Origin of the sequence: Amycolatopsis sp. CFH S0740 (genome assembly GCF_004522315.1) — a bacterium.
Taxonomy (GTDB): Bacteria; Actinomycetota; Actinomycetes; order Mycobacteriales; family Pseudonocardiaceae; genus Amycolatopsis; species Amycolatopsis nivea.
In genome coordinates this window covers 26,483-50,458 of record NZ_SDLS01000013.1, presented here as the reverse complement: position 1 = coordinate 50,458, position 23,976 = coordinate 26,483, and the positions used below count along the sequence as shown (strand labels likewise).

The following is a 23,976-nucleotide window of genomic DNA, read 5'->3' as shown; positions in this document are numbered from 1 at the left end:
GACGACCTGGGGCCGGGATGTGCCTACCCTGTGTGCCCGCTGTGGGACTTGCGGTCATCCACGGGCGGTGTGCGCTGAGCCGGAACCGCGATCGGCAGCCGCACGGCGAATTCCGTCTGGCCGGGGCGGCTCCGCATCGCGATGGTGCCGTGGTGCGCGGTCAGCACTGCGGACGCGATCGCCAAGCCCAATCCGGTCGAACCGGCTGCCCGCGACCGTGACGAATCCCCGCGCGCGAAGCGTTCGAACACCGCCGGCTGCAACTCCGGCGGGATGCCCGGGCCATTGTCGGTCACGGTCACTATGGCGCTGCCGTCCGCGGATCTCGTGAGAGCGGTGACGACCGTGGTGCCGGGCGGCGTGTGGACGCGGGCGTTCGCGAGCAGGTTCGCCAAAACCTGGTGCAGCCGTTGGACATCGCCAAGGACGAGGATCGGTTCGTCCGGCATCGCAAGCTGCCAGACGTGGTGCGGACCGGCCACGTGCGCGTCGCCGACCGCGTCCGCGACCAAGCGGGTCAGGTCGACTTCGGCGACGTCCAGCGGGCGGCCCGCGTCCAGGCGGGCGAGCAGGAGGAGGTCTTCGACGAGCGCCGTCATGCGGTCGGCTTCGGACTCGATCCGGGTCATCGAATGCGCGACGTTCGGCGGGGCGTGGCTGCCGGACCGTCCGGCGAGTTCGGCGTACCCGCGGATCGCGGCGAGCGGCGTGCGCAGTTCGTGACTTGCGTCGGCGACGAACCGGCGGACGCGCAGTTCGCTGGCGTGCCGGGCTTCGAGGGCGGAGGAGATGTGGCCGAGCATGTGGTTCAGCGCCGCGCCGACCTGGCCGACTTCGGTGCGGGGGTCGGTGTCTTCGGCGGGGACTCGGACGGACAGGTCGACGTCGCCACGGTCGAGGGGTAGTTCGGAGACTCGGGAGGCGGTTTCCGCGACGCGCTCCAGCGGGCGGAGGGTTCGGCGGACGGCGAAGGCGCCGAGGAATGCTGCGCCGGTTACTCCGGCGGCGGCTACGCCGAAGAGGATCAGGCCGACGGTCAGGAGGGTTTGCTGCATCGCGGCCAGGGGGACGCCGGTGATGACTACGCCGTCGGGGACTGGGAACGCGGTGAGGCGGTAGTCGCCCAGGGAGCCGATGGTGCGGGTGTAGGGGCGGCCGTTGGTGGGGAGGTCTTGCAGGGCTGTTAGTTCGTCTGGGGTGAGGGTCAGGCGTTGGCCGTGGGGGGAGAGCCAGCCGCCGGTGCCGTTGGTGCCGTCCGGGGAGAAGTGCGCGGTGACGGTGCCTGCGCCTTGGCCGGGGGCGTCGAGGGGGTTGCGTTCGCCGCCGGGCGGGCCGGGGTGGGTGGCGAAGTCCAGGGCTCGGGCGGTGGCTGCGGAGAGCTGGGTGTCGGTTTGGGTCATGAGGAAGGCGCGGAGGGCGAATTCGCTGATCACGCCGATGGTGAGGCAGACGAGGGAGAGGAGGATTACTACGGAGACGGTCAGTTTTGTGCGCAGGGATTGCCGGGCCGGGTGGGCGGCGGCGAACCTTGCGCGGGGGGTCATGGCTTGAGGGTGCGGTTCGTCGGTGTGGGGGCGATGTGTGCTCGCTGTGAGTGGGCTGTGGGGGCGGCTCGTCGCCTGGCGGCGACATTGCGCCCGATCTTGGTTGCGTGGGGCACCCCGAAGCTTGATTGTGCTGACGGTTCGGGGGTGCTTGTCAAGGCGGGAAAGATGCCTTGACAAGCACCCCCGAACCGCAGATGAGCTTCGTATCGGGGTGCGGGGGAGGTGTGGGTGCCTCGCTCGTTGGGTGCGCCGGTGCGGTTTGGGTGGGGCGGGGCTAGCGCCCCAATGCCACATTGGGTGCGTCAGACGCACCGAACGCCACATTGGGTGCGTCAGACGCACCGAACGCCACATTGGGTGCGTCAGACGCACCGAACGCCACATTGGGTGCGTCCCATGCACCCAATGCCGCATTGGGTGCATCGGCTGCGGGGGCGGGGCGGTCCGTGAAGGGCTCCTTGAGGGAATCTGGGTCCGTGAAGGAGCCCCTCACGGACGGCGGAGTCCGGAGGTCAGCCCAGGGAGCGGGCGGCGGCTGTTGCTTGGTCGGCATAGGAGCGTCCGAACAGGACTGTGTGCACCAGGAGCGGGAAGAGCTGGTGCAGGGCGATTCGTTCTCGATAACCGTCGGCCAAGGGTGCGAACTCGTTGTAGGCGGCCACGATTCGCTCTAACTGTGGGCAGCCGAACAGGTGCAGCATCGCTAGATCGGTCTCCCGGTGGCCGCCGTGTGCGGCTGGGTCGATTAGTACTGCTCCGTGTGCGTCCCAGAGGACATTGCCGCTCCATAGGTCCCCGTGCAGGCGGGACGGGGGTTCTGGTGGGCCAGCTACTGCCGGGATTCGGGTGCAGGCTCGTTCGAAGACGTTCGTATCAAGGATCTCGGCGGCCATTCGGACGTACGGGAGGATTCGGTATTCCGCGTACCATTCCGGCCACGAATCGCCTGGTGAGTTGCGCATCGGCGCGATGCCGATCCAGGCGTCGGTCAAGCCGTCTGGGGGCGGGGCGCCGAAGGCTGGGGCTCCGGCTGCGTGCAGGCGCGCGAGGTTGCGGCCGAACTCCTCCGCGTGTGACGGCGTGCTCTCCGCCACTCGGTCCAGCACCAGCCACGTGTCGTCCGCGCCATGAACCCGGGGGATCCGGACCGCGTCCGCTTCGGCGAGCCAGCGGAGTCCGGCTGCTTCGGCTCGGGTCGCGCCGGGGGCGTGGCCGCGTTTCACTACCGCTTCGACGCGGTGGGCGCCGTCGGTCAGGGTGATCTCACTGAGGGTGCCTGAGGCGTCGTGCGAGTCCGTGTTCAAACCGGTGAGCCGCGCCGCCGCTGCGGCCGGACCTTCGTTCTGCTGACCGGAAACCACGTCCCGACGCTACGGGCGCGGATCGGAGCGCGCTGAGCGGCAGGTGACCCGCGGCCGGTCTTGTCAACCCTCTGGCCTAGACTCGGATATCCCGGTCAGCAGGTGACCGGGGCGGTCCCGAGGGACTGTCCGCCCCCATCGTTTACCGCTCGAGGAGAAGACCTTGAAGAGCACCGTCGAGCAGCTCAGCCCGACGCGAGTGAAGATCAATGTCGAGGTGCCGTTCGACGAGCTCAAGCCGAACTTCGACGCCGCGTACCGGAAGATCGCCCAGCAGGTGCGGGTCCCCGGTTTCCGTCCCGGCAAGGTCCCCGCTCGCGTCCTGGAAAGCCGGATCGGCCGCGCGCCGGTGCTCGACGAGGTCGTCAACGAGGCCATTCCGGCCAAGTACATCGAGGCCGTCCGCGCGGGCGAGGTCCGGACGCTCGGCCAGCCCGAGTTCGAGGTGACCAAGCTCGAGGACCGCGAGGTGCTGGAGTTCAGCGCCGAGGTCGACGTGCGGCCGGAGATCGAGCTGCCCGACCTCGCCGGCCTCGAGATCAGCGTCGACGACGTCGAGACCACCGACGAAGAGGTCGCCGAGCAGCTCGACGAGCTGCGCGCCCGCTTCGGCACCCTGACCGGCGTCGAGCGCCCGGCCCAGACCGGCGACTTCGTGTCGATCGACCTGTCGGCCAGCGTCGACGGCAAGGCCGTCGAAGAGGCCTCCACCACCGGCCTGTCCTACGAGATCGGCTCCGGCCAGCTCGTGGACGGCATCGACGAGGCCATCGTCGGCGCGAACGCGGGCGAGACCAAGGTGTTCACCACCAAGCTGGTCGCGGGCGAGTTCGCCGGCCAGGACGCCGAGGTCACCGTCACCGTGCAGTCGGTCAAGGAGCGCGAGCTGCCCGAGGCCGACGACGAGTTCGCCCAGCTGGCGAGCGAGTTCGACACGATCGACGAGCTGCGCGAGGACCTGCGCACCCGGCTCGGCCGCGTCAAGACGATGCAGCAGGGCGTCCAGGCGCGCGACAAGGTCCTCGAGATCCTCCTCGAGCGCACCGACGTGCCGCTGCCGGAGAAGGTCGTCGAGGCCGAGATCGAGAACCGCAAGCACGACGCGATTCACCCGTTCGACCACGACGAGGCGCAGTTCGCCAAGGCCCTCGAGGCCGAGGGCCGCACCCTCGACGAGTTCAACGCCGAGGTCAAGGAGGAGTCGGAGAAGGCCGTCCGCACGCAGCTGCTGCTGGACACCATCGCCGACAAGGAGAAGACGTCGGTCAACGACGGCGAGCTCACCGAGCGGATCATCTACCAGGCGCAGCGCTTCGGCGTCAGCCCGGACGAGTACGTGCAGCGGGCCCAGCAGTCCGGCCAGCTGACCGCGATCTACGCCGACGTCCGCCGCGGCAAGGCTCTCGCCTCCGTCGTGCGCGGCACCACGGTGAAGGACGCGTCCGGGTCCGAGGTCGACCTGAGCGAGCTGTTCGGCGCGGACGAGGAAGCCCCCGCCGAGGAGACGCAGGTCACCGAAGAAGCGGCGGCGACCCCCGCGGAGTAAAGCTGTAAGCGAACTTGGGCGGTGTCAGGCATTCTGCACCGCCCAAGTTCGTTAGGGTCGGTTGCAAGATCTCAAGCATCTGAACACGACAGCGGCGGCGCGGCCCTCCGGCCGGCCCGCCGCCGGTGAAAAGGCAGGCAGACGTGAAGCAGCACATGCCCGAGGGGCGGACCGGCACCGCGGGGCTCAACCTCACCGACTCGGTGTTCGAGCGGTTGCTCCAGGAGCGCATCGTCGTTCTCGGCTCCGAGGTCAACGACGAGGTCGCCAACCGGCTCACCGCGCAGCTCCTGCTGCTCGACGCGGACGACGCCGAATCGGACATCCGGTTCTACATCAACTCGCCGGGCGGCTCGGTGACCGCCGGGTTCGCGATCTACGACACCATGCAGCTGATCCGCCCGGACGTGGCGACCTACGCGATGGGCATGGCGGCCTCGATGGGGCAGTTCCTGCTCTCCTCGGGCACCCCCGGCAAGCGCTACGCGCTCCCGCACGCGCGCATCCTGATGCACCAGCCGTCCGCGGGCGTCGGCGGCACCGCCTCCGACATCGCGATCCAGGCGGACCTGTTCAACAAGTGGAAGCAGGAGCTCGCGAAGATCACCGCCGAGCAGACCGGCCAGACCACCGAGCAGATCATCAAGGACGGCGACCGCGACCGCTGGTTCACCGCGCAGGAGGCGAAGGACTACGGCTTCGTCGACCACGTGCTGACCCGCGACAGCGGCCTGACCTCGAGCAACTGAGCCCCGAAGCACCACACAGGAGAGCATCATGAGCAACTTCCGGCTCCCGGGTGACTTCCGGGCTCCGCAGACTCCTCAGTCGCGGTACATCCTTCCGTCCTACGTCGAGCGCACCAGCTACGGCGTGAAGGAGTCCAACCCGTACAACAAGCTGTACGAGGAGCGGACGATCTTCCTCGGCGTGCAGGTGGACGACGCGTCGGCCAACGACGTGATGGCCCAGCTGCTGCACCTCGAGCACGAGGACCCGGACCGCGACATCAGCATCTACATCAACAGCCCGGGCGGGTCGTTCACGTCGCTGATGGCGATCTACGACACCATGCAGTACATCCGCCCGGACATCTCGACCGTGTGCCTCGGCCAGGCCGCCTCGGCCGCCGCGGTGCTGCTGGCGGCGGGCACGCCGGGCAAGCGCATGGCGCTGCCGAACGCGCGCGTGCTGATCCACCAGCCCGCCACCGAGGGCACCTACGGGCAGGTCTCGGACCTGGAGATCCAGGCCAACGAGATCCAGCGCGTGCGCCGCCAGATGGAGGTCATCCTGGCGAAGCACACGAACAAGGAACCGGACGAGATCAAGGCCGACATCGAGCGGGACAAGATCCTCACCGCCGAAGAGGCCAAGGCCTACGGCCTGATCGACGAGGTGCTCCCGTACCGGAAGGCCTCGGCGAACTGACCGCGACGGGCCGGTGCGCGGCGAATCCGCGACGCGCACCGGTCCGCTGGTCTACTGTCGGTCGTCGACGAGCCCGAAGGGGTCGGGTGTTCCCGACCGCGCCTTCGGACGGGTACCGTCGATGGCAATGCGTGTTGGTCCCGGGAACGCCTGGCAGTCCCGGGGCCGCCAGGAAGTAGTGCAGGTGCGCCCCGCGCACCGGAGGGGACGAGGTCAACGGCCATGGCACGGATCGGTGACGGCGGCGACCTGCTGAAGTGTTCTTTCTGCGGCAAGAGCCAGAAGCAGGTGAAGAAGCTCATTGCCGGGCCAGGGGTCTACATCTGCGATGAGTGCATCGACCTCTGCAACGAGATCATCGAAGAGGAGCTGGCCGAAGCCGGCGACGTGAAGCTCGACGAGCTGCCGAAGCCCGCCGACATCCACGAGTTCCTCGAGCAGTACATCATCGGCCAGGACGACGCGAAGAAGACGCTCGCGGTCGCGGTGTACAACCACTACAAGCGGATCCAGGCCGACGACAAGTCCGGGCCGAAGGACTCCAAGGACGAGCCGGTCGAGCTCGCCAAGTCGAACATCCTGATGCTCGGCCCCACCGGCTGCGGCAAGACCTACCTCGCGCAGACGCTGGCGAAGCTGCTGAACGTGCCGTTCGCGATCGCCGACGCCACCGCGCTCACCGAGGCGGGCTACGTCGGCGAGGACGTCGAGAACATCCTGCTGAAGCTGATCCAGGCGGCCGACTACGACGTCAAGCGCGCCGAGACCGGCATCATCTACATCGACGAGGTCGACAAGATCGCCCGCAAGAGCGAGAACCCGTCGATCACCCGCGACGTGTCCGGCGAGGGCGTGCAGCAGGCGCTGCTGAAGATCCTCGAGGGCACCACCGCGTCGGTGCCGCCGCAGGGCGGGCGCAAGCACCCGCACCAGGAATTCATCCAGATCGACACCACGAACGTGCTGTTCATCGTCGCGGGCGCGTTCGCCGGGCTGGAAAAGATCATCAACGAGCGGGTCGGCAAGCGCGGCCTCGGGTTCGGCGCGGAGATCCGCACCAAGGCCGAGATCGAGGGCAGCGACGTGTTCTCCGACACCATGCCGGAGGACCTGATCAAGTTCGGGCTGATCCCGGAGTTCATCGGCCGGCTCCCGGTCGTGGCGACGGTGAACCACCTGGACAAGGAATCGCTCGTCTCGATCCTGACGCAGCCGCGCAACGCGCTGGTGAAGCAGTACAAGAAGCTCTTCGAGATGGACAACGTCGAGCTGGAGTTCACCAAGACCGCGCTCGAGGCGATCGCCGACCAGGCCGTGCTCCGCGGCACCGGCGCCCGCGGCCTGCGCGCGATCATGGAGGAAGTCCTCCAGCCGGTCATGTACGACATCCCGAGCCGCGAGGACGTGGCGAAGGTCGTGATCACCGAGCAGACCGTGCGGGAGAACGTCAACCCCACGATCGTGGCTCGCCAGCCGTCGCGCCGCACCCGCAGCGAGCGCGGCGAGAAGTCGGCCTGACCCGGCGGCCGCCGGGCGTTAGCAGGAGTCGGCTGTCCGGGTGTCGGCGGCGGGCGCGATAATGGACAGGATGACAACCGTGCCGCTGACCGCACCCCGGGGGGACGACACTGCCGACCCCGGCGAAGCGGTACCCGCCGAGACCGAGCCTTCCGCCGCTCCGGTCGGCATTGTCGAGCTGAGCGAACGGGTCGCCGCGTCCGTGCTGACGCGCTTCCCGTGGCTGATCCGCGCGTCCGAGATCATGCTCGCACTGTTCACGCTGGTCTGCCTGGTGGCGGTCGGCACCCGGCTGTCGGCGCTGCCGCTGCTGCCGATCCCGCTGTTCGCGGTGTCGTGGCTGTTCCTGCGCCGCCTGCGCTCGTCGGAGACCCGGGCACAACAGCTGCGGTGGTCGCTGCTGATGGCGCTGGCGGCGATGGTGGGGTTCTGGGTGATGTCCGTCGTGGCCCGCTGGGTCTCGTAATTCCCTCGCGGTAGGCGTCCTCCGCAGTGGAGGATGACGCGGTGGATGCGGTCGTGCAGTGGGTGTGCACCTCGTGGACGAAGAAATCCCGCGGCGGTACGGAGGCGGCTCGCCGCAACGCGGCCCCGATCGCCTGCGGGTGAAGCTGGAAACAAGGCCGCACGGGGAATCCTCGTCGCTGGCGTCGCCCTCCGGCGCACCACCTGGCCTGCGGGGAATGGCTGCGGTGGCAGGTGAATTACCGCTTGTTCGGTGTCTGCCGCGGGGGAGTGGCACTACCGGCTGGACACGCTGAACGTCGCGTACGGGCCAGTGTCGCCGGAACTGTTCCTCGAACTGGGGATTCTCCGCTGAGAAGGATCACGCCTTCTGTCGCAGATGCTTCCCCAAGAAACCCACCATGCTCGGCACCGTCGTGCGGAAGAACGTGTCGCTGTGCTTCCCGTGCGCCGTATACCCGATCGTCGGGTGCGTTTCCGCGATATACCGCCGCACTCCGATGATGAACGGATCCTCCGTGCCGCAGTAAACTGCCGTCGGGATGCCCTGCAACGCTGACTGGTGGCGCAGCGGATCCAGCGACGTCCAGTCGTTCAGTCCGGTGAAAATGCGGCGTTTCGCCATTTCCGGCCACGACGTGATCAGTGCCGGAGCGATCGCGGCGACCGCGGCGGGCGGTTGGCGGCGTTCGGCTCGGCGGCGGGCGTACAGGAGCGCTCCGAAGCCGCCCATCGACACTCCGGCGCACGCGAACGGCTGGCCGTCCGTGCCGCCGAAGCCGCGGGCGCGCAGCCACTGCGGGACTTCTTCCAGCAGCATCGCCATCGGGTCGTCGCCCGGGCGGACTTGGTGCCAGTAGTTGTCTCCGCCGTCGACCGCGACGAAGCCGTACGCCGGCACGGCTTTGCGGGCGACGTCGCTGCCCAACTGCTTCAGCAGCCCGCTCGGCGCAGCGGAGCGGGCGGAACCGTGCAGGCCGTGCAGCATCAGCGACATCGGCAGTCCGGCCGGCGGCTTCTTGCTCGGCAGCAGGAAAACGAGGTCCACTTCCCGGCCGCGGGCGTGCGAATACACGCGCTCCACCCGCATGCTGCCCAACTGCGTCACCGGTGTCGACGACGTGACGCCTAGCGCCCGCTGCATGGCCTGGTTGAACGGCACGACGCCGGTCGCGCTCCCCACCGCGAGCCCGGCGATGCCGAGGCCTGAAGCGCCCGCGATCAGCATGGACCGGCGGCTCACCCGCCTTCGGCCCTCAGTCTCCTCGGTCACCCGATCCCCCTCACCCATATAGCGTAAGACGTGAGGAAGGGACGAAACGTTGCCTTCGGAAGATCTTCACTCGGTTGTTGTGACCAGCCCCACGGACGCCCGGGCGGCGGCAGGGCGGTCTCCGAGCCCGACGACCAGCGTCACGCAGAGTGGCGCGAGCACCTCGGTCACCCCGCGGTCGCCCCGGCCGAAGTGGCCCAGCAACTCGAGGGTGACATAACCGTGCACCGCGCTCCACACCTGTGCGGCGACGGTGAGCGGGTCGCCTTGAAGCCGTCCGGAGTCGATAGTGCGGCCGACTGCGGCGACCATGCCGCGGAATGACGACGCCGCCTCGCTGTCCTCCTTGGCCTTCATCAGCTCGCCGACCGGCTGTCCGTGCGCGCCCGCCTCGCGGAACATGAGCGCGAACAGCTCCGGGTGCTCGACCGCGGTGCGGCGGTAGGCGAGTGCCAGCTGGTACAGATCGGCGACCGGGTCGTCGGTGCGCTCGACCGTCGCCATGTTCGCGATCAGCCGCCGGAACCCTTCCCGCGCAACGGCTTCGATGAGCGCGGACATTCCGCCGAAGTGCGTGTAGACGGCCATTGTGGACGCGCCGATCTCGGCCGCCAGCTTGCGGGCCTGCAGTGCTTCCGCGCCGCCGTCGGCCAGCAGCCGGATCGCCGCCTCGACCAGTTGCGTCCGCGCGTGTTCGCCCCGAGTCCGCTCGCTCATGCTTGCCAGTATTCCATAACCCTGTTATACCGGTGTCCATAACCACGTTATGGACGGAGCGGGTCATGACGAATCACTTCCTCGAAGGCAACTTCGCGCCGGTCGAGCGCGAGTACACGAGCACCCGGCTGACGGTCACCGGGCAGCTGCCCGACTACCTCGACGGCCGCTACCTGCGGAACGGGCCGAACCCGGCCGACCCGGATCCCGAAACGCACCACTGGTTCCTCGGCCGCGGCATGGTGCACGGCGTACGCCTTCGCGACGGCCGGGCCGAGTGGTACCGCAGCCGCCGCGTCGGCACCGACGAGGGCGGGGCCAACACCAACGTCATCGGGCACGCCGGGCGCACGATCGCGCTGGTCGAGGGCGGGCTGCCGCAGTGGGAGCTCAGCGAGGAGCTGGACACCCTGGGCGTCTGCGACTTCGGCGGCACCCTCTCCGGGTACACCGCACACCCGAAGCGCGACCCGCGAACGGGTGAGCTGCACGCCGTCTCGTACCAATTCGGGCTCGGGAATCGGGTGCAGTATTCGGTGGTCGGCACCGACGGACGGGCGCGGCGGACGGTCGACATCGAGGTCACCGGGGCGCCGATGATGCACGATTTCTCGCTCACCGAACGGTATGTCGTGTTCTACGACCTGCCGGTCACCTTCGATCCGGACCAGGCCCCGGTGCCGGTCGACGTGCCCGACCCGCTGACCGCGCGCACCGGCCGCGGCGTGAGTTCCTTGCCGTACCGGTGGAATCCGGACTACCCGGCGCGCATCGGCGTGATGCCGCGCGAGGGGGACAACGGCGACGTCCGCTGGTTCGACGTCGGCCAGTGCTACGTCTTCCATCCGCTCAACGCCTACGACGAGGACGACCGGATCGTGCTCGACGTGGTCCGGCACCCGAAGATGTTCGACCGCGCGCTGCACGGCCCTGCCGAGGGCGAGCCGACGCTCGACCGATGGACCGTCGACCTCACGCTCGGGAAGGTCGTCGAGGAACGGATCGACGACCACGGCCAGGAGTTCCCGCGGGTGGACGAACGTCTCGTCGGATTGCCGCACCGGTACGGGTACGCGACGGCGCTCGACGACCGGTCGCGCAGCGTCGGCGCGGTGTACAAACACGACCTGCGCAAGGGTTCGGTCGATGCACACCGCTTCGGTCCCGGCCGCGAACCGGGGGAGTTCGTGTTCGTTCCGTCCAGTGTGGACGCGGGCGAGGACGAAGGCGTGCTCATGGGCTACGTGTACGACGCGGCCGAGGCGCGCAGCGATCTCGTCCTGCTCGACGCGGGCACCCTCGAAACCGTCGCCGCGGTCCACCTGCCGGACCGCGTCCCGCACGGCTTCCACGGCAACTGGGTGCCCGCCGAAGCGTGATCAGGTGAGCAGCCGCTGGTCCCCGGTGTAGAGGTTCATGCTGTCGCCGCGCAGGAAACCGATGAGCGTCATGCCGTTCTCCTCGGCCAGTTCGACCGCGAGCGACGACGGCGCGGACACCGCGGCGAGCAGCCCGATGCCCGCCATCGCGGCCTTCTGCACGAGCTCGAACGAGGCGCGGCCGGAGACCAGCAGCCCCAGATCGGGTGCCGGGATCCGGCCCGCCTGCAGGGCCCAGCCGAGCACCTTGTCCACCGCGTTGTGCCGTCCGACGTCCTCGCGCACGACGACGAGCTCACCGTCCGAAGTGAACAGTCCGGCGGCGTGCAGGCCGCCGGTGGACGAGAACACCTTTTGCTTCTCCCGCAACCGATCCGGCATCTGCGAGAGCACGTCGGTCTTCACCGCGAACTCCGACGCGCCGGGGGAGAACCGGCTGCGCAGCTTCACCGCGTCGAGCGCGGCCTTGCCGCAGACGCCGCACGACGAGGTGGTGTAGAAGTTCCGCTCGACGCCGGTGTCCGGCGGAGCTACTCCTTCGGCGAGTGCGATGTCGAGCACGTTGTAGGTATTGCGGCCCTGGTCGTCGACGCCGTCGCAGTAGCGCGCCACGGCCACGTCCTCACGGGACCCCAGCACGCCCTCCGAGAGCAGGAAGCCGTGCGCGAGTTCGACGTCGTGGCCGGGCGTGCGCATTGTCACCGCCAGCGCCTTGCCGCCGACCCGCAGCTCAAGCGGTTCTTCGGCGGCCAGCGAGTCCGGCCTGCGCCGTTCGCCGGCCGCGGAGATCCGCCGTACCGGCCGTCGCACCGTCACTCTGCCCATCGCCTGCTCCACTCGTCCCGGTTGTCGTCTTCGGCGTCGAATTTTGTTGTCATCGACAAGACATTCTCAAGTCATTCGACAGTCATCCGGCGCAACGCCGAGGATCTGGTAAACCATTCCCAGCACCTCGTCACTGTTGGGAGGAGACCGCCGATGGCTGTCCCCGGCTTCCTTGCCCGTTCCCGCATCGTCGCACCGCCCGGCTGGACCCGCTGGCTCGTGCCGCCCGCTGCGCTGTCCATCCACCTGTCGATCGGCCAAGCCTACGCGTGGAGCGTCTTCAAGACGCCGCTGGAGAAGACCCTCGGACTGTCCGGCACGCAGTCCGGGCTGCCGTTCCAGCTCGGCATCGTGATGCTGGGGCTGTCCGCCGCGTTCGGCGGCACCCTGGTGGAGAAAAACGGTCCGCGCTGGGCCATGACCGTCGCCACGGTCTGTTTTTCCGCCGGGTTCCTGCTCGCTGCCCTCGGCGTCGCGACCGGGCAGTTCTGGCTCGTGGTGGCCGGCTACGGCGGGGTCGGCGGGATCGGCCTCGGCATCGGCTACATCTCCCCGGTGTCGACGCTGATCAAGTGGTTTCCGGACCGGCCGGGCATGGCCACCGGGATCGCGATCATGGGCTTCGGCGGCGGCGCGCTGATCGCGTCGCCGTGGTCGTCGGCGATGCTCGGCACCGCGCCCACGACCGGCGACATCGCGACGGCGTTCCTGATCCACGGGATCGTGTACGCGGTGTTCATGACGATGGGCGTGCTGATCGTCCGCGTCCCGGCCGACGACTGGCGTCCGGCGGGCGCGGTGAAGCAGGCCGCGGAAAAGCCGATGATCTCCACGGCGAACGTCTCGGCGGCGAACGCGCTGAAGACGCCGCAATTCTGGCTTCTCTGGATTGTGTTGTGCCTCAACGTGACCGCGGGCATCGGCATCCTGGAGAAGGCCGCGCCGATGATCACCGACTTCTTCAAGGGCACCTCCGCGCCGGTCGGCGCCGCGTCCGCCGCCGGGTTCGTCGCGCTGCTCTCGCTGACCAACATGCTGGGCCGGTTCGTTTGGTCGTCCGCCTCGGATCTGGTGGGGCGCAAGAACATCTACCGGTTCTACCTCGGCGTCGGCGCGCTGCTGTACCTCGTGATCGCGTTGACCACGAACGGGTCGAAGCTCGTGTTCGTGCTGTGCGCGATGCTGATCCTGTCCTTCTACGGCGGCGGGTTCTCGACGCTCCCGGCGTACCTCAAGGACCTGTTCGGCACCTACCAGGTCGGCGCGATCCACGGCAGGCTGCTGACCGCGTGGTCGGCGGCGGGCGTGCTCGGGCCGCTCATCGTGGACGGGATCGCGGACAGCCAGAAGGCGGCGGGCAAGACCGGGCCGGACCTCTACCAGCTGTCGTTCTGGATCATGATCGGCCTGCTGGTGGTCGGGTTCGTCGCGAACGAATGCGTGCGCCCGGTGAAGGAGAAGTTCCACGAACCGGCCGGGCAGACCGCGGTGGGGAGCGAGGCGTGATGACGAGTGCCGAGGGCCGTTCCAGCGGCCGGACCGTTCTGCTGGTGATCGCGTGGCTGTGGGTGCTCGCCCCGTTCGGCTACGGCGTGGTCGAGCTGATCCGGAAGGTGGTCGGGCTGTTCGGCGGCTGAGTCCCGCTGACCGGCACTGCCCGGAAATAAGCTCTGGACAAATGGTCAAGAGTCGTTGACCATTAGCCCCGTGACTGGGGATGACCAAGCGGGCTACGTCCCGCCGCACGACACTGTCCATGTCGAAACGACCGACCAGCTGCGCGCCGTGAGCAATGTCGTGCGGCACCGTGTGCTCGCGGTGCTGCGCGACGGGCCCGCGACGATCACGCAGGTCGCCGACCAGCTGGGGATCGCGAAAGGCAGTTCCAGCTACCACATGCGGGTGCTGGAACGGGCCGGGATCGTGCACGTGGTGCGCACGCGGAAGGTGCGCGGCGTGCTGGAGCGCTACTACGCGCACGTCGGCAAGAGCATCGAGCTGCCCGAACCCGCGGCGGGCCAGCGGGACGTGCTGCTGCAGCACGCGCTCGACGACCTCTCGACCGCGCCCGAGGGCTCGCACCGGTTCGTCCGGCTGCAGCACACGCGGATCAGCGAGACGCAGTTCGAGGAGTTCGAGCGCAGGCTGGCCGGGCTGCTCGACGAGCTGCGGGACGCGCGCGACGCCGACGAGGCCGCCGCCACCGTCGCGGTCGCGTTCTTCCGCCCGGGCCCCGGAGCGGCCCGATGACCAAGACGAAAATGCCTCCCGCGTTCAGTCGCTTGTGGACCGCCGCGACGGTCAGTTCCCTTGGCGACGGCGCGTATACCGCGGCGTTGCCCCTGCTGGCGCTGCTGCTGGACAGCGATCCGCTGGTGGTCAGCCTGGTGACGGTGGCGGTGCTCGCCCCGTATCCGGTGGCCGGGCTGTTCGCCGGCGCGCTGGTCGACCGCTGGGACCGGCGGCGCACGATGTGGCTCGCGGACCTGGCCCGAGCAGTGTTGCTGGCGGCGACGGTGACCGCCGGCGCGTTCGGCTGGCTCAGCATTCCGGTCCTGTTCGTGGTCGCGTTCCTGCTCGGCACCGGCACGCTGTTCTTCGACACCGCCGCGCAGGCGTACCTGCCGGATTTGCTGGCGCGGGACCAGACCTTGCTTCGCCGCGCCAACGGCTATCTGCGCGGAGCGTCCACCGCGGCCGGGCAGTTCGCCGGGCCGCCGGTCGGGAGTTTCCTTTTCACCGTAGGGAGAACGCTGCCGTTCGCGGTGAACGCGCTGACGTACGTGGCCAGCGCGGTGCTGATCCGGACGCTGCCGCCGGCACCGGTGCCGGAGCGCACGCCGGGCCGGTCGGTGTGGGCGGACTCGAAGGAGGGTTTCGCTTACGTAGTCAAGGATCGGCTGCTGCTCGGCCTCGCTTTGCGGCCCGCGGTGGGAAACCTGGCCTTCGGCGCGTTCGGGGCGGTCCTGGTGGTGTTCGCGAAGGACGCGCTGGGACTGGACTCGGCTGGCTACGGCTTCCTGCTCGCGGTGGAAGCCGCCGGAGGACTGGTGGGCGCGATGGTGCTCGCCGGGCCGCTGGAGAAATGGCTGGGCACCGGCACCGCGCTCACCGTCACCGCGGTGATCGAGGGCGGCGCGGTCCTGGTCTTCGGCCTCGCCCGGGACCCGTGGCTCGCCGGGGCGATGTTCGCGCTGTGCGGCTGCGCGATGGCGACGACCATGGTGCTCGGCGGTTCGCTGCGCCAGGTCGTGGTGCCCGCACGGCTGATGGGCCGGGTCGCCGCGGCTTCGCGCCTGGTCTCGGCTTCGGCCGCACCGGCGGGCGCCGCACTGGGCGGCTGGCTCGCCGCGACGGCCGGAGTGCGAGTGCCTTACGTGGCGGCGGCGGGGGTGCTCGTGTCGATGACTTTGGTGACGATGAGCATGACGAGCAACAAGAAGATCGAAGAGGCGCTCGCGCGGGCGAAAGCTACTCCAGCGACGGCCATCCCGTGAGCAGGGTGATCTGCGGGAAGAGCACCGCGGCCACCGGCATGGTGGTCCAGATGACGACGCTGGCGTACGGCCGGGGAACGTAACGGTTCGCGACCGCCCCGGTCGCGGCGGCGAGCGGGAAGACGAAGATCCCGTACAGGCGGCAGAAGACGCCGATGATGTACACCACGTTGAGCGGGGATTCGGTGAAGGCCGCCGCGAGGCACAGGCTGAGCGCGGCGACCGCGGCCACGAGCGCGAAGACGGCGTGCAGCGCACCGAGAACGGCTTGGCTGGTCCGGTTCGGACTGCTGGTGAGGTCCACCGGCCCAGCCTGCCCGGGAGTTGTGGAGATTCCGGGGTGGTCCGGGGGAGAAACGCGGGGAGGCCGGATATCTCAGGGCGAGCGCCGAGACGATGACCCGCACCCGGCGTTCCGCGTGTTCCTCGGGCCTGCCGCCCGCCGCGCCCCGAACCAGGCTGGCGGGTCACAGTCCGGCGAGCAGGCTTTCCTGGGCTGAATGGACGTGCGCCTCGGCCACTTGGGCCAACCGCTCCCGGTCGCCGCTGCGAATCAGTTCCGCCAGTTCGCGATGCTCGGCGACCACCCGGGCCCGGTAATGCTCATGGCCGAGCGAAACCCGTTGCAGCTGAAACAGAAACACCTGCGACCGCACCGCGTGCCAGGCCTCGGTGAGGCGGCCGTTGCCCGCGGCGGCGTACACGCGGTCGTGGAACGCAATGTCCAGTGCCAGCAACTGCGGTCCGGGGGCCTTGATCCGCACCGCCTTCGCCAGGTCGGCGACCAGCGCGTCCAAGGCGGCGAGATCCGTCTCGGTCGCGTTGGCGCGCGCGGTGACGGCGGCCAGCCGGTCGAGGGCGGCGCGGACCGAATAGACCTCGGTGACGTCCTCGGCGGTCACGTCGACCACCGTGGTCGGGCGATGCCAGCCGCACCGGACCAGGCCCTCCCGGGCGAGCTGGGAGATGCCCTCGCGGACTGAACCGCGGCTGATGTCCAGCGACGCGGCCAGTTCGACCTCGCGCAACGGCGCGCCAGGCCGGAAATGGCCGGCGAAGATCGCTTCGCGCACCCGGTCGGCAGCCTCGTCGGCGAGCCCGCGGCGCGCCGCCTTCCTCAGGGGGGTGACTTCCACGTCCTAATGTTGACATTCGAACATCCGCCAGTCAACGTGGAGAGACCGATCCCCGCGCCGAAGGAGTGCCTCATGGCCGTCCGTCCCGCCTTCCACCTGGCCATACCGGTCGACGATCTGCCGAAAGCCCGCGAGTTCTACGGCGGCGTGCTCGGGCTGGCCGAGGGCCGCTCGGCGGACGCGTGGGTCGACTGGAACTTCCACGGCCACCAGGTCGTCACGCACGTGGTCCCGGGCGCTCGCGCGGAAGCGGGCCGCAATCCGGTCGACGGGCACGACGTGCCGGTGCCGCACTTCGGGCTGGTGCTCGACGTCGACACGTTCCACGACCTGGCCGGACGGCTGCGCGCGGCGGGCACCGAGTTCGTGATCGAGCCGTACCAGCGGTTCGCCGGGGAACCGGGGGAGCAGTGGACGATGTTCCTGCACGATCCGGCCGGGAACGCGCTGGAGTTCAAGGCTTTCCGCGACGAGACGCAGTTGTTCGCGAAATGAACGTCCTCGTCACCGGAGCCTCGCGCGGGATCGGCCGCGCCATCGCCGTCGCCTTCGCCACCCGGGGCGACCGGGTCGCTGTCCACTGTGGATCCAACCGGGAGGCCGCGCGCGAAACGCTCGAGGCGCTGCCCGGTTCCGGGCACGTCCTCGTGTCCGGCGACCTCGGCAACCCCGACGCCGCGCAGTGGATCGCCGACGTGGCCGAGGAACAGCTCGGCGGGGTCGACGTGCTGGTCAACAACGCCGCGGTCGGCACCACCCCGGCCACCCGCACGCCGATCGCTGAAATGTCCTATGCGGACTGGCAGGACGCGTGGCAGCGCACGCTCGACGTCAACCTCTACGGCGCGGCCAACGTGTCTTTCCACGTCGCACGCCACCTCATCGCCCGCGGCGTGCCCGGCCGGATCGTGAACATCGGATCGCGCGGGGCGTTCCGCGGCGAGCCCGAATACCTGCCGTACGGGGCGAGCAAAGCCGCGCTGCATGCGTTCGGCCAGTCGCTGGCGGTCCAGCTGGCGCCGCACGGGATTTCGGTCACCTCGGTGGCTCCGGGCTTCACCGCGACCGAGCGCGTCGCGGACCGGGTCACCGACGAGGTGCGCGAGCAGAGCCCGTTCGGCCGGGTCGCCGAACCGGAGGAGATCGCCGAAGCGGTGGTGTTCCTGGCCTCGTCGGAGACGCCGTGGGCGTCCGGTTCGATCCTCGACATGAACGGAGCGTCGCACCTGCGCTGAGTTGTGAGCTGCGTCACGAATGCAGCATTTCGGGGCGGCCAGACGTCCAGAGGGGCGTGCGGATCGCAGGAAAAGTTATCGCCGGGGCGCTGTCGACGGTGGTGTTCGCCGGCACGGCTTACGGGTTCTCGACCCTGAGCGCGCTCGACGACATCACCCGCAGCGACGTCATCGGCGGCGGCGGATCGGTGGACGAGGGGCAGAAGCACGCCGACGGCGCGCTGGACATCCTGATGGTCGGCCGGGACTCGCGCAAAGGCCCGGACGGGCAGATGCTGCCGAAGAGCGTGCTGGAAGAACTGCGCGCCGGCGCGAACGGCGACGACCTCACCGACACGTTGATCGTGCTGCGGATCCCGGACGGGCAGCAGGAGGTCAAGGCGTTCTCCATCCCGCGCGACTCGTACGTCTCGATGCCCGGCGGGAAGGGCAAGATCAACGCCGCGTTCGGCCGGGGCAAGGCCGCCGAGGCCGCGAAACTGCGCGCGGCGGGCGAGACGGACAAGGACAAGATCGAGCAGGAGTCGATGACCGCGGCGCGCAAGGCGACGCGGCAGGCGGTCGAGGACCTCACCGGCGTCACCATCGACCACTACGCCGAGGTCAACCTGCTGAGTTTCTCCGAGATCAGCAAGGCCGTCGGCGGGGTCGAGGTGTGCTTGAAGCACGCCACCAAGGACGAGAACTCGGGCGCGGACTTCCCGGCAGGCAAACAGCGGCTGTCCGGCGGCGCCGCGCTCGCCTTCGTGCGGCAGCGCGACAACCTGCCCGGCACCGACTTCGGCCGGATGCGGCGGCAGCAGGTGTTCCTCGCCGCGATGGCGCACCAGGTGCTCTCGGCCGGGACGCTCGCCGACCCGGGCAAGCTGAGCGACCTCATCGACGCGGTGAAGAACTCGGTGGTGCTGGACCAGTCCTGGGACATCCTGGACTTCGTCAGCAAAATGCGCGGGGTGTCCGGCGGCGGCATCCAGTTCACGACGGTCCCGGTGGTGAACCCGGACTACCGCTACGACAAGTCCCATCCCACGGCGACCGCGGTGCAGGTGGACCCGGCGCAGGTGAAAGCGTTTGCGGCCGGGCTGGTCGGCGCCGCCCCGTCGTCGTCCGCGCCGCCCGCCGCACCGAAGGCAGCGGTGGAGATCTCCAACGCCGGCGGATCCTCCGGCCTGGCAGCACGCGTCGCGGATGTGTTGAAGGGCAAGGGATTCGCCGCGACCGCCGCGGGCAACGCCCCGTCGCAGCGGACGTCGATCGTGCGCTACCCGGCCGCGCTCGCCGCCGAGGGCGCGGAGGTGGCGAAAGAGCTGGGCGGACTGTCCACAAAGGAATCAGCGGACGTTCCGGCAGGGCACATCCAGGTGGTGCTCGGGAAGGTCTACTCAGGACCGGGGGTGTCGGACGGCGGATCCGCGGCTGGTGTGCCGGTGAAAAGCGACCAGCCGCCGCCCGTCACGTCAGACGGTGACAACTGCATCGACTGACGCCTCGTGCGTGGCGATGCCGGTTCTAATCGGCATCGCCACGCACGAGATCGCGGAGTCAGGTGGTGCCACCGCGCTCGCTTCGGGGAGACACCGACGGTCGCGTCGGCGGAGGTCGCGCGTGGTGGTGCGGTTCCAGCCGGATCGCCACGGCCTTCGAGGCCAGGCTTTCCATCACGGAATCGAGCGGCAGCAACGCATTCGCCTCGGGAAGCCCGCCGCTGCACACCGGCGATCCGTCGGATCCGCGACCGCGCGGAAGCGGGGCGCGCCGTGCGTCGTGAGCGGCGATCGCGGTGCTGACCGGGATCGCCGCTCACGAGCAGGTCACGCGTGGTGGTGCGGCTCCAGCCGAATCACCACGGCCTTCGAAACCGGCGTATTCGACTTCTCCGCCACAGAATCCAGCGGCACCAACGCATTCGCCTCCGGGAAGTACGCCGCCGCACACCCCCGCGCCGTCGGGTAAGCCACCGCTCGGAAGCTGGGCGCCCGCCGATCCCCGTCTCGCCATTCCGAGACCAGATCCACGATCTCCCCGTCCGCGACCCCCAGCGCGGCCAGGTCGTCCGGGTGCACGAACACGACCCGGCGGCCGTCCTCGATGCCGCGGTAGCGGTCGGACAGGCCGTAAATCGTCGTGTTGTACTGGTCGTGGCTGCGCAGCGTCTGCAGCAGCAACCGGCCCTCGGGAACCTCGGGATACTCCAGCTCCGACACGGTGAACGTGCCCTTGCCGGTCGCCGTGCCAGTGAACTCCCGCGAGTCGCGCGGCGCGTGCGGCAGCACGAAACCGTCCGGTTCGCGGACGCGGCGGTTGTAGTCGTGACAGCCCGGCACCACCGCGGCGATACGGTCGCGGATCAGGTCGTAGTTCTTCTCGAACGACCGCCACGGCACCGAGTGGTCGGCACCGAGCAGCTTCTCCGCAAGGCGGCAGACGATGGCGACCTCGGACAGCAGTTCGTCGCTCGCCGGAGCCAGGCGGCCGCGCGAGGCGTGGACCTGCGACATCGAGTCCTCGACCGTCACGAACTGGCGGCCGGATTCCTGCTCGTCGCGTTCGGTGCGGCCGAGCGTCGGCAGGATCAGCGCGGTGCGGCCGGGCACGACGTGCGAGCGGTTGAGCTTCGTCGACACGTGCACGGTCAGCGAGCACGCCCGCAGCGCCTCCGCGGTCCGGTCCGAATCCGGGGTGGCGGAAGCGAAGTTGCCGCCCATCGCGAAGAACACCTTGCCGCGTCCGTCGAGCATCGCGCGGATCGAGTCGACGGTGTCCCAGCCGTGATTGCGCGGCACGGTGATGCCGAACTCGCGGTCGAGGGCGTCCATGAACGGCTCGGGCATCTTCTCCCACACGCCCATGGTGCGGTCGCCTTGCACGTTCGAGTGGCCGCGCACCGGGCACAGCCCCGCGCCCGGCTTGCCGATCATCCCGCGCACCAGCGCCAGGTTCACGACCTCGGCGATCGTCGGCACCGCGTGCTTGTGCTGGGTCAAACCCATCGCCCAGCAGTAGATCGTGCGCTCGGACGTCGCGATCATCCGCGCGATGTGCTCGATCTGCGCGCGTTCGAGGCCGGTCGCCTTCTCGGTTTCCGGCCAGTCGATCTCGCGCAGCTGCTTGGCCCAGTCCTCGAAGCCGTGCGTGGACTTCTCGACGAACTCGCGGTCCACAATGGACCCGGGCGCGGCGTCCTCCCACTGCAGCAGCAGATGCCCGACCGCCTGGAACAGCGCGAGATCGCCGCCGAGCCGGATCTGCGCGAACTCGTCGGCCAGCGGCGTGCCCTTGCCGACCACGCCGCGCACGTTCTGCGGGTTCTTGAACCGCATCAGCCCGGCCTCGGGCAGCGGGTTGACCGCGACGACCTTCGCGCCGTGCCCCTTCGCCTGCTCCAGCGCGGACAGCATCCGCGGGTGGTTCGTGCCCGGGTTCTGCCCGACGACCACGATCAGGTCGGCCTGGTGGATGTCGGCCAGCGACACCGAACCCTTGCCGATGCCGGTGGTCGCCGACAGCGCCGCGCCGGACGATTCGTGGCACATGTTCGAGCAGTCCGGCAGGTTGTTCGTGCCGTACGCGCGGACCAGCAGCTGGTACACGAACGCGGCCTCGTTGCTGGTGCGGCCGGACGTGTAGAAGATCGCCTCGTCCGGGCTGGACAGGCCGCGCAGTTCGTCGGCGATCAGGCCGAACGCGTCGTCCCAGGAGATCGGCTCGTAGTGCGAGCCGCCTTCGCGCAACACCATCGGCTCGGTGAGCCGGCCCTGCTGCCCGAGCCAGTAGTCGGTGCGCTCGTTCAGTTCGGACACCGGATGCGCGGCGAAGAACTCCCGGCCGACCCGGCGTTTCGTCGCCTCCTCGGCGACCGCCTTCGCGCCGTTTTCGCAGAACTCCGCCATCTTGCGCTTCTCGCCGTCGACCTGCCGCGGCTCGGGCCACGCGCAGCCCGGGCAGTCGAAGCCGTCCCGCTGGTTCAGCAGCCGCAGCGTGCGCGCGGTGCGGACCGGGCCCATCTGCTCCACCCCACGCGCGAGCGAAACCGCGACTCCCGGGATTCCGGCCGCCCAGCCTTTCGGCTTGCCCACTTCGAGGCGGGCTTCGTCCACGTCACCAGTCGGAGCTTCGCGAGTCATGGGCACATCGTCCGCCTTTGCCTTGCGGAAACCAAGACGGGGGTGGTCACATCGCCGCCTGCCGGTCCCGCTCCCGGCGTTCGGCCCGCAGCAGCGCGCGGTCCGCGGCGGTCACGACCAGCAGCAACGCGCTGGTCACGATCAGCACGACGGCCAGCCGGTGCAGTCCTTCGGAATCCGCATGCCCGCCATAGCATTGGGCGATGACCGTGGCCGCGACTATCGCGCCGAGGTATTGCGCGGTCCGGAAGAGCCCGCTCGCGGTGCCCATCGTCTCGGCCGGGGTTTCGCGGTAGAGCGTCGTCTGGTTGGCGACGCTGGTGAGCCCCTGGGCCAGGCCGAACAGCGCCGCGAGCACGAGCAGCCAGATCAGCGCGGTGCCGTCGTCGACGAACAGCAGCGCGACGGATCCGCCCAGGAGCGCGGCGCCGACCAGCCGCAGCCGCAGCCGGACGCCGGTGGGCTTCCCGGACAGCGCGGCCGCGCCCACGGCGATCCCGGACATCGGCAGGAGCAGCAGCCCGGCAGCGGACTCGGCGAACCCGCGCGCCTCCTCGAGCCACTGCACGTAGCCGAACATGATGGTGTAGATCGCCAGGAAACTCAGTGCCTGCCGCAAATACGTGCGCAGGACCGGACCGTTCGCGGCGAGCATCCGCAGGTCGATGAACGGCTTCCGGGCGCGCAGTTCGACCCTCGCGAAGAGCCCGCCGAGCACGATCGCCACGGCCAGCAGCCACAGATCGCCGATGCCGGGTTCCATCAGGTAGCACAGCAACACCAGCAGCGCGGCGGAAAACAGCGCGATCCCGGCGACGTCGATCCGCTCGGCCGGCTTCTCCGCCGGAGTGTCCTTGGGCACCCACAACAGGGTCAGCACGAGCGAAATTCCGGCGAGCGGCAGGTTCACCGCGAAGATCGCCGGCCAGCCGAAGAGCGCGATCAGCACGCCGCCGAGCGTCGGGCCGATCACCATGACCGTCTGCGCGGACATCGCCAGCACGGACAACACCCGCGCCGGAACGCCTTCGCCGATTTCGTCGGCGCGCCGCCGCAGGACCGCCATCGCGGCCGGGAACCCGGCGCAGGTGCCGATGCCGAGCACCGCTCGGACGCCGGTGAGCCATTCGACCGAGATCGGGATCATCCCGGCGATCCCCGCCACCATCACGACGGACGCGCCGCCGAGCAGCACGCGCCGCGCGCCGTAGCGGTCGACGAGCAGTCCGACGACCGGCTGCCCGACCGCGGTGGCCAGGTACAACGAGGAAATCAGCCAGGCCGTGCGGCCCGGCCCGGCGCCGAAGGCCTGTCCGATCGGGACGAGCGCGACGGCGATGAGCGTGGAGTTGATCGGATTCAGCACGGCGCTCGCGACCAGCGGGGTCACCAGGCGCGCGCCGAAACGGGATTTCGCGGGGGCGGTCGCGGTGTTCGTCAGTGCTCCTCGGGTTTAAGGGGGTCAGCGCTGGGCGATCCGCTGCAGCAAGGGCAGCGCGCGCCGGACCGTTTCGAGTTCGTCCTCGGTCAGTTCGTCGGTCAGCGCGGCGGCGAGCCATTCGTCGCGGTGCTGCCGGATGCCGATGACGGTCTTGGCGCCGAGATCGGAGAGCGAGATCACGACGCGCCTCCCGTCGGCCGGGTCGCGCGTGCGGTTCAGGTAGCCGAGCGAGTCGAGCACGCCGAGCGTGGCGGCCATGGACTGCTGCCGGACGTGCTCCGCGGCCGCCAGTTCGGCCTGGGTACCCGGACCTTCGCGGTGCAGCCGGTTGAGCACGGCGGTCTGCGTCGGCGTGAGGATCTCGGCGTTGTCGACCTGCCGCAGCCTGCGGTGCAGCTGGCCGACGACGCCGCGGATCCAGCCCGCGGACTCGGCGACGCGCGGGGGGACGGGCGGGTCATCGGACATAAGCACAGTCTAG

23 protein-coding genes are annotated in these 23,976 nt (G+C 69.5%); 13 read left to right on the top strand and 10 right to left on the bottom strand.

The features are described from left to right. Window positions 1-23: 23 nt before the first annotated feature. Together EIZ45_RS22290 and EIZ45_RS22280 are read right to left on the bottom strand one after the other, a co-directional pair. Entirely contained in the window at window positions 24-1,544 is a 1,521-nt protein-coding gene (locus EIZ45_RS22290) for a cell wall metabolism sensor histidine kinase WalK (RefSeq protein WP_134663066.1), read from the bottom strand. Between the two features lie 515 nt (window positions 1,545-2,059). Continuing rightward, window positions 2,060-2,908, bottom strand: a complete 849-nt coding sequence (locus EIZ45_RS22280) for a fructosamine kinase family protein (protein WP_134663065.1) — start codon at window positions 2,906-2,908, stop codon at window positions 2,060-2,062. A 163-nt stretch (window positions 2,909-3,071) separates the two neighbouring features. Between EIZ45_RS22280 and tig the strand changes: the two genes are divergently transcribed. The 5 genes from tig to EIZ45_RS22255 all read left to right on the top strand — a co-directional run bounded on the left by tig (window position 3,072) and on the right by EIZ45_RS22255 (window position 7,869). After that, entirely contained in the window at window positions 3,072-4,454 is a 1,383-nt protein-coding gene (gene tig / locus EIZ45_RS22275; RefSeq protein ID WP_037813864.1) for a trigger factor, read from the top strand. A gap of 143 nt (window positions 4,455-4,597) precedes the next feature. After that, window positions 4,598-5,203: a ClpP family protease gene (locus EIZ45_RS22270; RefSeq protein ID WP_037813861.1), complete on the top strand. Its 606-nt coding sequence runs from the start codon at window positions 4,598-4,600 to the stop codon at window positions 5,201-5,203. 28 nt (window positions 5,204-5,231) lie between these two features. After that, window positions 5,232-5,885 (top strand): ATP-dependent Clp protease proteolytic subunit, encoded by a 654-nt coding sequence (locus EIZ45_RS22265; RefSeq protein WP_009081146.1) that lies wholly within the window; start codon window positions 5,232-5,234, stop codon window positions 5,883-5,885. Window positions 5,886-6,107: 222 nt separating this feature from the next. Continuing rightward, the gene (clpX, locus tag EIZ45_RS22260; RefSeq protein ID WP_037813853.1) at window positions 6,108-7,403 is read left to right on the top strand and encodes an ATP-dependent Clp protease ATP-binding subunit ClpX; all 1,296 of its coding nucleotides are present in this window, start codon (window positions 6,108-6,110) and stop codon (window positions 7,401-7,403) included. A 70-nt stretch (window positions 7,404-7,473) separates the two neighbouring features. Then, a complete protein-coding gene (locus EIZ45_RS22255) occupies window positions 7,474-7,869 on the top strand; it encodes a hypothetical protein (RefSeq protein WP_235147034.1) in 396 nt (131 codons plus the stop codon). A 360-nt stretch (window positions 7,870-8,229) separates the two neighbouring features. Here the strand turns inward: EIZ45_RS22255 and EIZ45_RS22245 are convergent, their stop codons facing one another. Both EIZ45_RS22245 and EIZ45_RS22240 read right to left on the bottom strand, forming a co-directional pair. Next, entirely contained in the window at window positions 8,230-9,159 is a 930-nt protein-coding gene (locus tag EIZ45_RS22245; protein ID WP_134663064.1) for an alpha/beta hydrolase family protein, read from the bottom strand. A 48-nt stretch (window positions 9,160-9,207) separates the two neighbouring features. Beyond that, window positions 9,208-9,858 (bottom strand): TetR/AcrR family transcriptional regulator, encoded by a 651-nt coding sequence (locus EIZ45_RS22240; protein ID WP_037813846.1) that lies wholly within the window; start codon window positions 9,856-9,858, stop codon window positions 9,208-9,210. 65 nt (window positions 9,859-9,923) lie between these two features. Between EIZ45_RS22240 and EIZ45_RS22235 the strand changes: the two genes are divergently transcribed. Beyond that, on the top strand, window positions 9,924-11,237 hold the full coding sequence (locus EIZ45_RS22235) for a carotenoid oxygenase family protein (protein ID WP_134663063.1): 1,314 nt from the start codon (window positions 9,924-9,926) through the stop codon (window positions 11,235-11,237). Here EIZ45_RS22235 and fdhD read toward each other — a convergent pair whose 3' ends face one another. Then, window positions 11,238-12,062: a formate dehydrogenase accessory sulfurtransferase FdhD gene (gene fdhD / locus EIZ45_RS22230; RefSeq protein WP_037813836.1), complete on the bottom strand. Its 825-nt coding sequence runs from the start codon at window positions 12,060-12,062 to the stop codon at window positions 11,238-11,240. A gap of 153 nt (window positions 12,063-12,215) precedes the next feature. Between fdhD and EIZ45_RS22225 the strand changes: the two genes are divergently transcribed. From EIZ45_RS22225 to EIZ45_RS22215, 4 genes are all read left to right on the top strand, one after another. Continuing rightward, window positions 12,216-13,568 (top strand): OFA family MFS transporter, encoded by a 1,353-nt coding sequence (locus EIZ45_RS22225; protein ID WP_134663062.1) that lies wholly within the window; start codon window positions 12,216-12,218, stop codon window positions 13,566-13,568. Continuing rightward, on the top strand, window positions 13,568-13,699 hold the full coding sequence (locus EIZ45_RS47385) for a hypothetical protein (RefSeq protein ID WP_255443335.1): 132 nt from the start codon (window positions 13,568-13,570) through the stop codon (window positions 13,697-13,699). Before EIZ45_RS22225 ends, EIZ45_RS47385 begins: the two co-directional genes overlap by 1 nt. Before the next feature lie 70 nt (window positions 13,700-13,769). Further along, complete coding sequence (locus EIZ45_RS22220; RefSeq protein ID WP_037813829.1) at window positions 13,770-14,312, top strand: transcriptional regulator; 543 nt, start codon at window positions 13,770-13,772, stop codon at window positions 14,310-14,312. Next, the gene (locus tag EIZ45_RS22215) at window positions 14,309-15,559 is read left to right on the top strand and encodes an MFS transporter (protein ID WP_134663060.1); all 1,251 of its coding nucleotides are present in this window, start codon (window positions 14,309-14,311) and stop codon (window positions 15,557-15,559) included. Before EIZ45_RS22220 ends, EIZ45_RS22215 begins: the two co-directional genes overlap by 4 nt. On the opposite strand, the gene EIZ45_RS22210 is transcribed toward EIZ45_RS22215, so the two are convergent. Both EIZ45_RS22210 and EIZ45_RS22205 read right to left on the bottom strand, forming a co-directional pair. Continuing rightward, window positions 15,534-15,863 (bottom strand): hypothetical protein, encoded by a 330-nt coding sequence (locus EIZ45_RS22210; protein ID WP_134663059.1) that lies wholly within the window; start codon window positions 15,861-15,863, stop codon window positions 15,534-15,536. The two genes, EIZ45_RS22215 and EIZ45_RS22210, sit on opposite strands and share 26 nt — an antisense overlap. Before the next feature lie 163 nt (window positions 15,864-16,026). Further along, a complete protein-coding gene (locus tag EIZ45_RS22205) occupies window positions 16,027-16,695 on the bottom strand; it encodes a GntR family transcriptional regulator (protein ID WP_037813824.1) in 669 nt (222 codons plus the stop codon). Window positions 16,696-16,767: 72 nt separating this feature from the next. Here EIZ45_RS22205 and EIZ45_RS22200 point away from each other — a divergent pair, with 72 nt between their 5' ends. From EIZ45_RS22200 to EIZ45_RS22190, 3 genes are read left to right on the top strand one after another with little or no spacing between them, the layout of a single operon-like run. Then, entirely contained in the window at window positions 16,768-17,190 is a 423-nt protein-coding gene (locus EIZ45_RS22200) for a VOC family protein (RefSeq protein WP_037813822.1), read from the top strand. Continuing rightward, a complete protein-coding gene (locus tag EIZ45_RS22195) occupies window positions 17,187-17,930 on the top strand; it encodes an SDR family NAD(P)-dependent oxidoreductase (protein ID WP_043837271.1) in 744 nt (247 codons plus the stop codon). Before EIZ45_RS22200 ends, EIZ45_RS22195 begins: the two co-directional genes overlap by 4 nt. Before the next feature lie 56 nt (window positions 17,931-17,986). After that, window positions 17,987-19,414, top strand: coding sequence for an LCP family protein (locus EIZ45_RS22190; protein ID WP_134663058.1), 1,428 nt, complete (start codon window positions 17,987-17,989; stop codon window positions 19,412-19,414). A gap of 327 nt (window positions 19,415-19,741) precedes the next feature. Here the strand turns inward: EIZ45_RS22190 and EIZ45_RS22185 are convergent, their stop codons facing one another. From EIZ45_RS22185 to EIZ45_RS22175, 3 genes are all read right to left on the bottom strand, one after another. Next, the gene (locus EIZ45_RS22185; RefSeq protein ID WP_134663057.1) at window positions 19,742-22,054 is read right to left on the bottom strand and encodes an FdhF/YdeP family oxidoreductase; all 2,313 of its coding nucleotides are present in this window, start codon (window positions 22,052-22,054) and stop codon (window positions 19,742-19,744) included. 46 nt (window positions 22,055-22,100) lie between these two features. Next, a complete protein-coding gene (locus EIZ45_RS22180) occupies window positions 22,101-23,444 on the bottom strand; it encodes an MFS transporter (protein WP_167756523.1) in 1,344 nt (447 codons plus the stop codon). Window positions 23,445-23,516: 72 nt separating this feature from the next. Beyond that, the gene (locus EIZ45_RS22175) at window positions 23,517-23,963 is read right to left on the bottom strand and encodes a MarR family winged helix-turn-helix transcriptional regulator (protein ID WP_037364487.1); all 447 of its coding nucleotides are present in this window, start codon (window positions 23,961-23,963) and stop codon (window positions 23,517-23,519) included. Window positions 23,964-23,976: the final 13 nt, after the last annotated feature.

Bases quoted from the DNA above. Each gene is read 5' to 3' on its own strand.
- EIZ45_RS22290 (WP_134663066.1), bottom strand. From the start codon at position 1,544: ATGACCCCCCGCGCAAGGTTCGCCGCCGCCCACCCGGCCCGGCAATCC.
- EIZ45_RS22265 (WP_009081146.1), top strand. From the start codon at position 5,232: ATGAGCAACTTCCGGCTCCCGGGTGACTTCCGGGCTCCGCAGACTCCT.
- clpX (WP_037813853.1), top strand. From the start codon at position 6,108: ATGGCACGGATCGGTGACGGCGGCGACCTGCTGAAGTGTTCTTTCTGC.
- EIZ45_RS22255 (WP_235147034.1), top strand. From the start codon at position 7,474: ATGACAACCGTGCCGCTGACCGCACCCCGGGGGGACGACACTGCCGAC.
- EIZ45_RS22245 (WP_134663064.1), bottom strand. From the start codon at position 9,159: ATGGGTGAGGGGGATCGGGTGACCGAGGAGACTGAGGGCCGAAGGCGG.
- EIZ45_RS22240 (WP_037813846.1), bottom strand. From the start codon at position 9,858: ATGAGCGAGCGGACTCGGGGCGAACACGCGCGGACGCAACTGGTCGAG.
- EIZ45_RS22235 (WP_134663063.1), top strand. From the start codon at position 9,924: ATGACGAATCACTTCCTCGAAGGCAACTTCGCGCCGGTCGAGCGCGAG.
- fdhD (WP_037813836.1), bottom strand. From the start codon at position 12,062: ATGGGCAGAGTGACGGTGCGACGGCCGGTACGGCGGATCTCCGCGGCC.
- EIZ45_RS22225 (WP_134663062.1), top strand. From the start codon at position 12,216: ATGGCTGTCCCCGGCTTCCTTGCCCGTTCCCGCATCGTCGCACCGCCC.
- EIZ45_RS47385 (WP_255443335.1), top strand. From the start codon at position 13,568: ATGACGAGTGCCGAGGGCCGTTCCAGCGGCCGGACCGTTCTGCTGGTG.
- EIZ45_RS22215 (WP_134663060.1), top strand. From the start codon at position 14,309: ATGACCAAGACGAAAATGCCTCCCGCGTTCAGTCGCTTGTGGACCGCC.
- EIZ45_RS22200 (WP_037813822.1), top strand. From the start codon at position 16,768: ATGGCCGTCCGTCCCGCCTTCCACCTGGCCATACCGGTCGACGATCTG.
- EIZ45_RS22195 (WP_043837271.1), top strand. From the start codon at position 17,187: ATGAACGTCCTCGTCACCGGAGCCTCGCGCGGGATCGGCCGCGCCATC.
- EIZ45_RS22185 (WP_134663057.1), bottom strand. From the start codon at position 22,054: ATGACTCGCGAAGCTCCGACTGGTGACGTGGACGAAGCCCGCCTCGAA.
- EIZ45_RS22175 (WP_037364487.1), bottom strand. From the start codon at position 23,963: ATGTCCGATGACCCGCCCGTCCCCCCGCGCGTCGCCGAGTCCGCGGGC.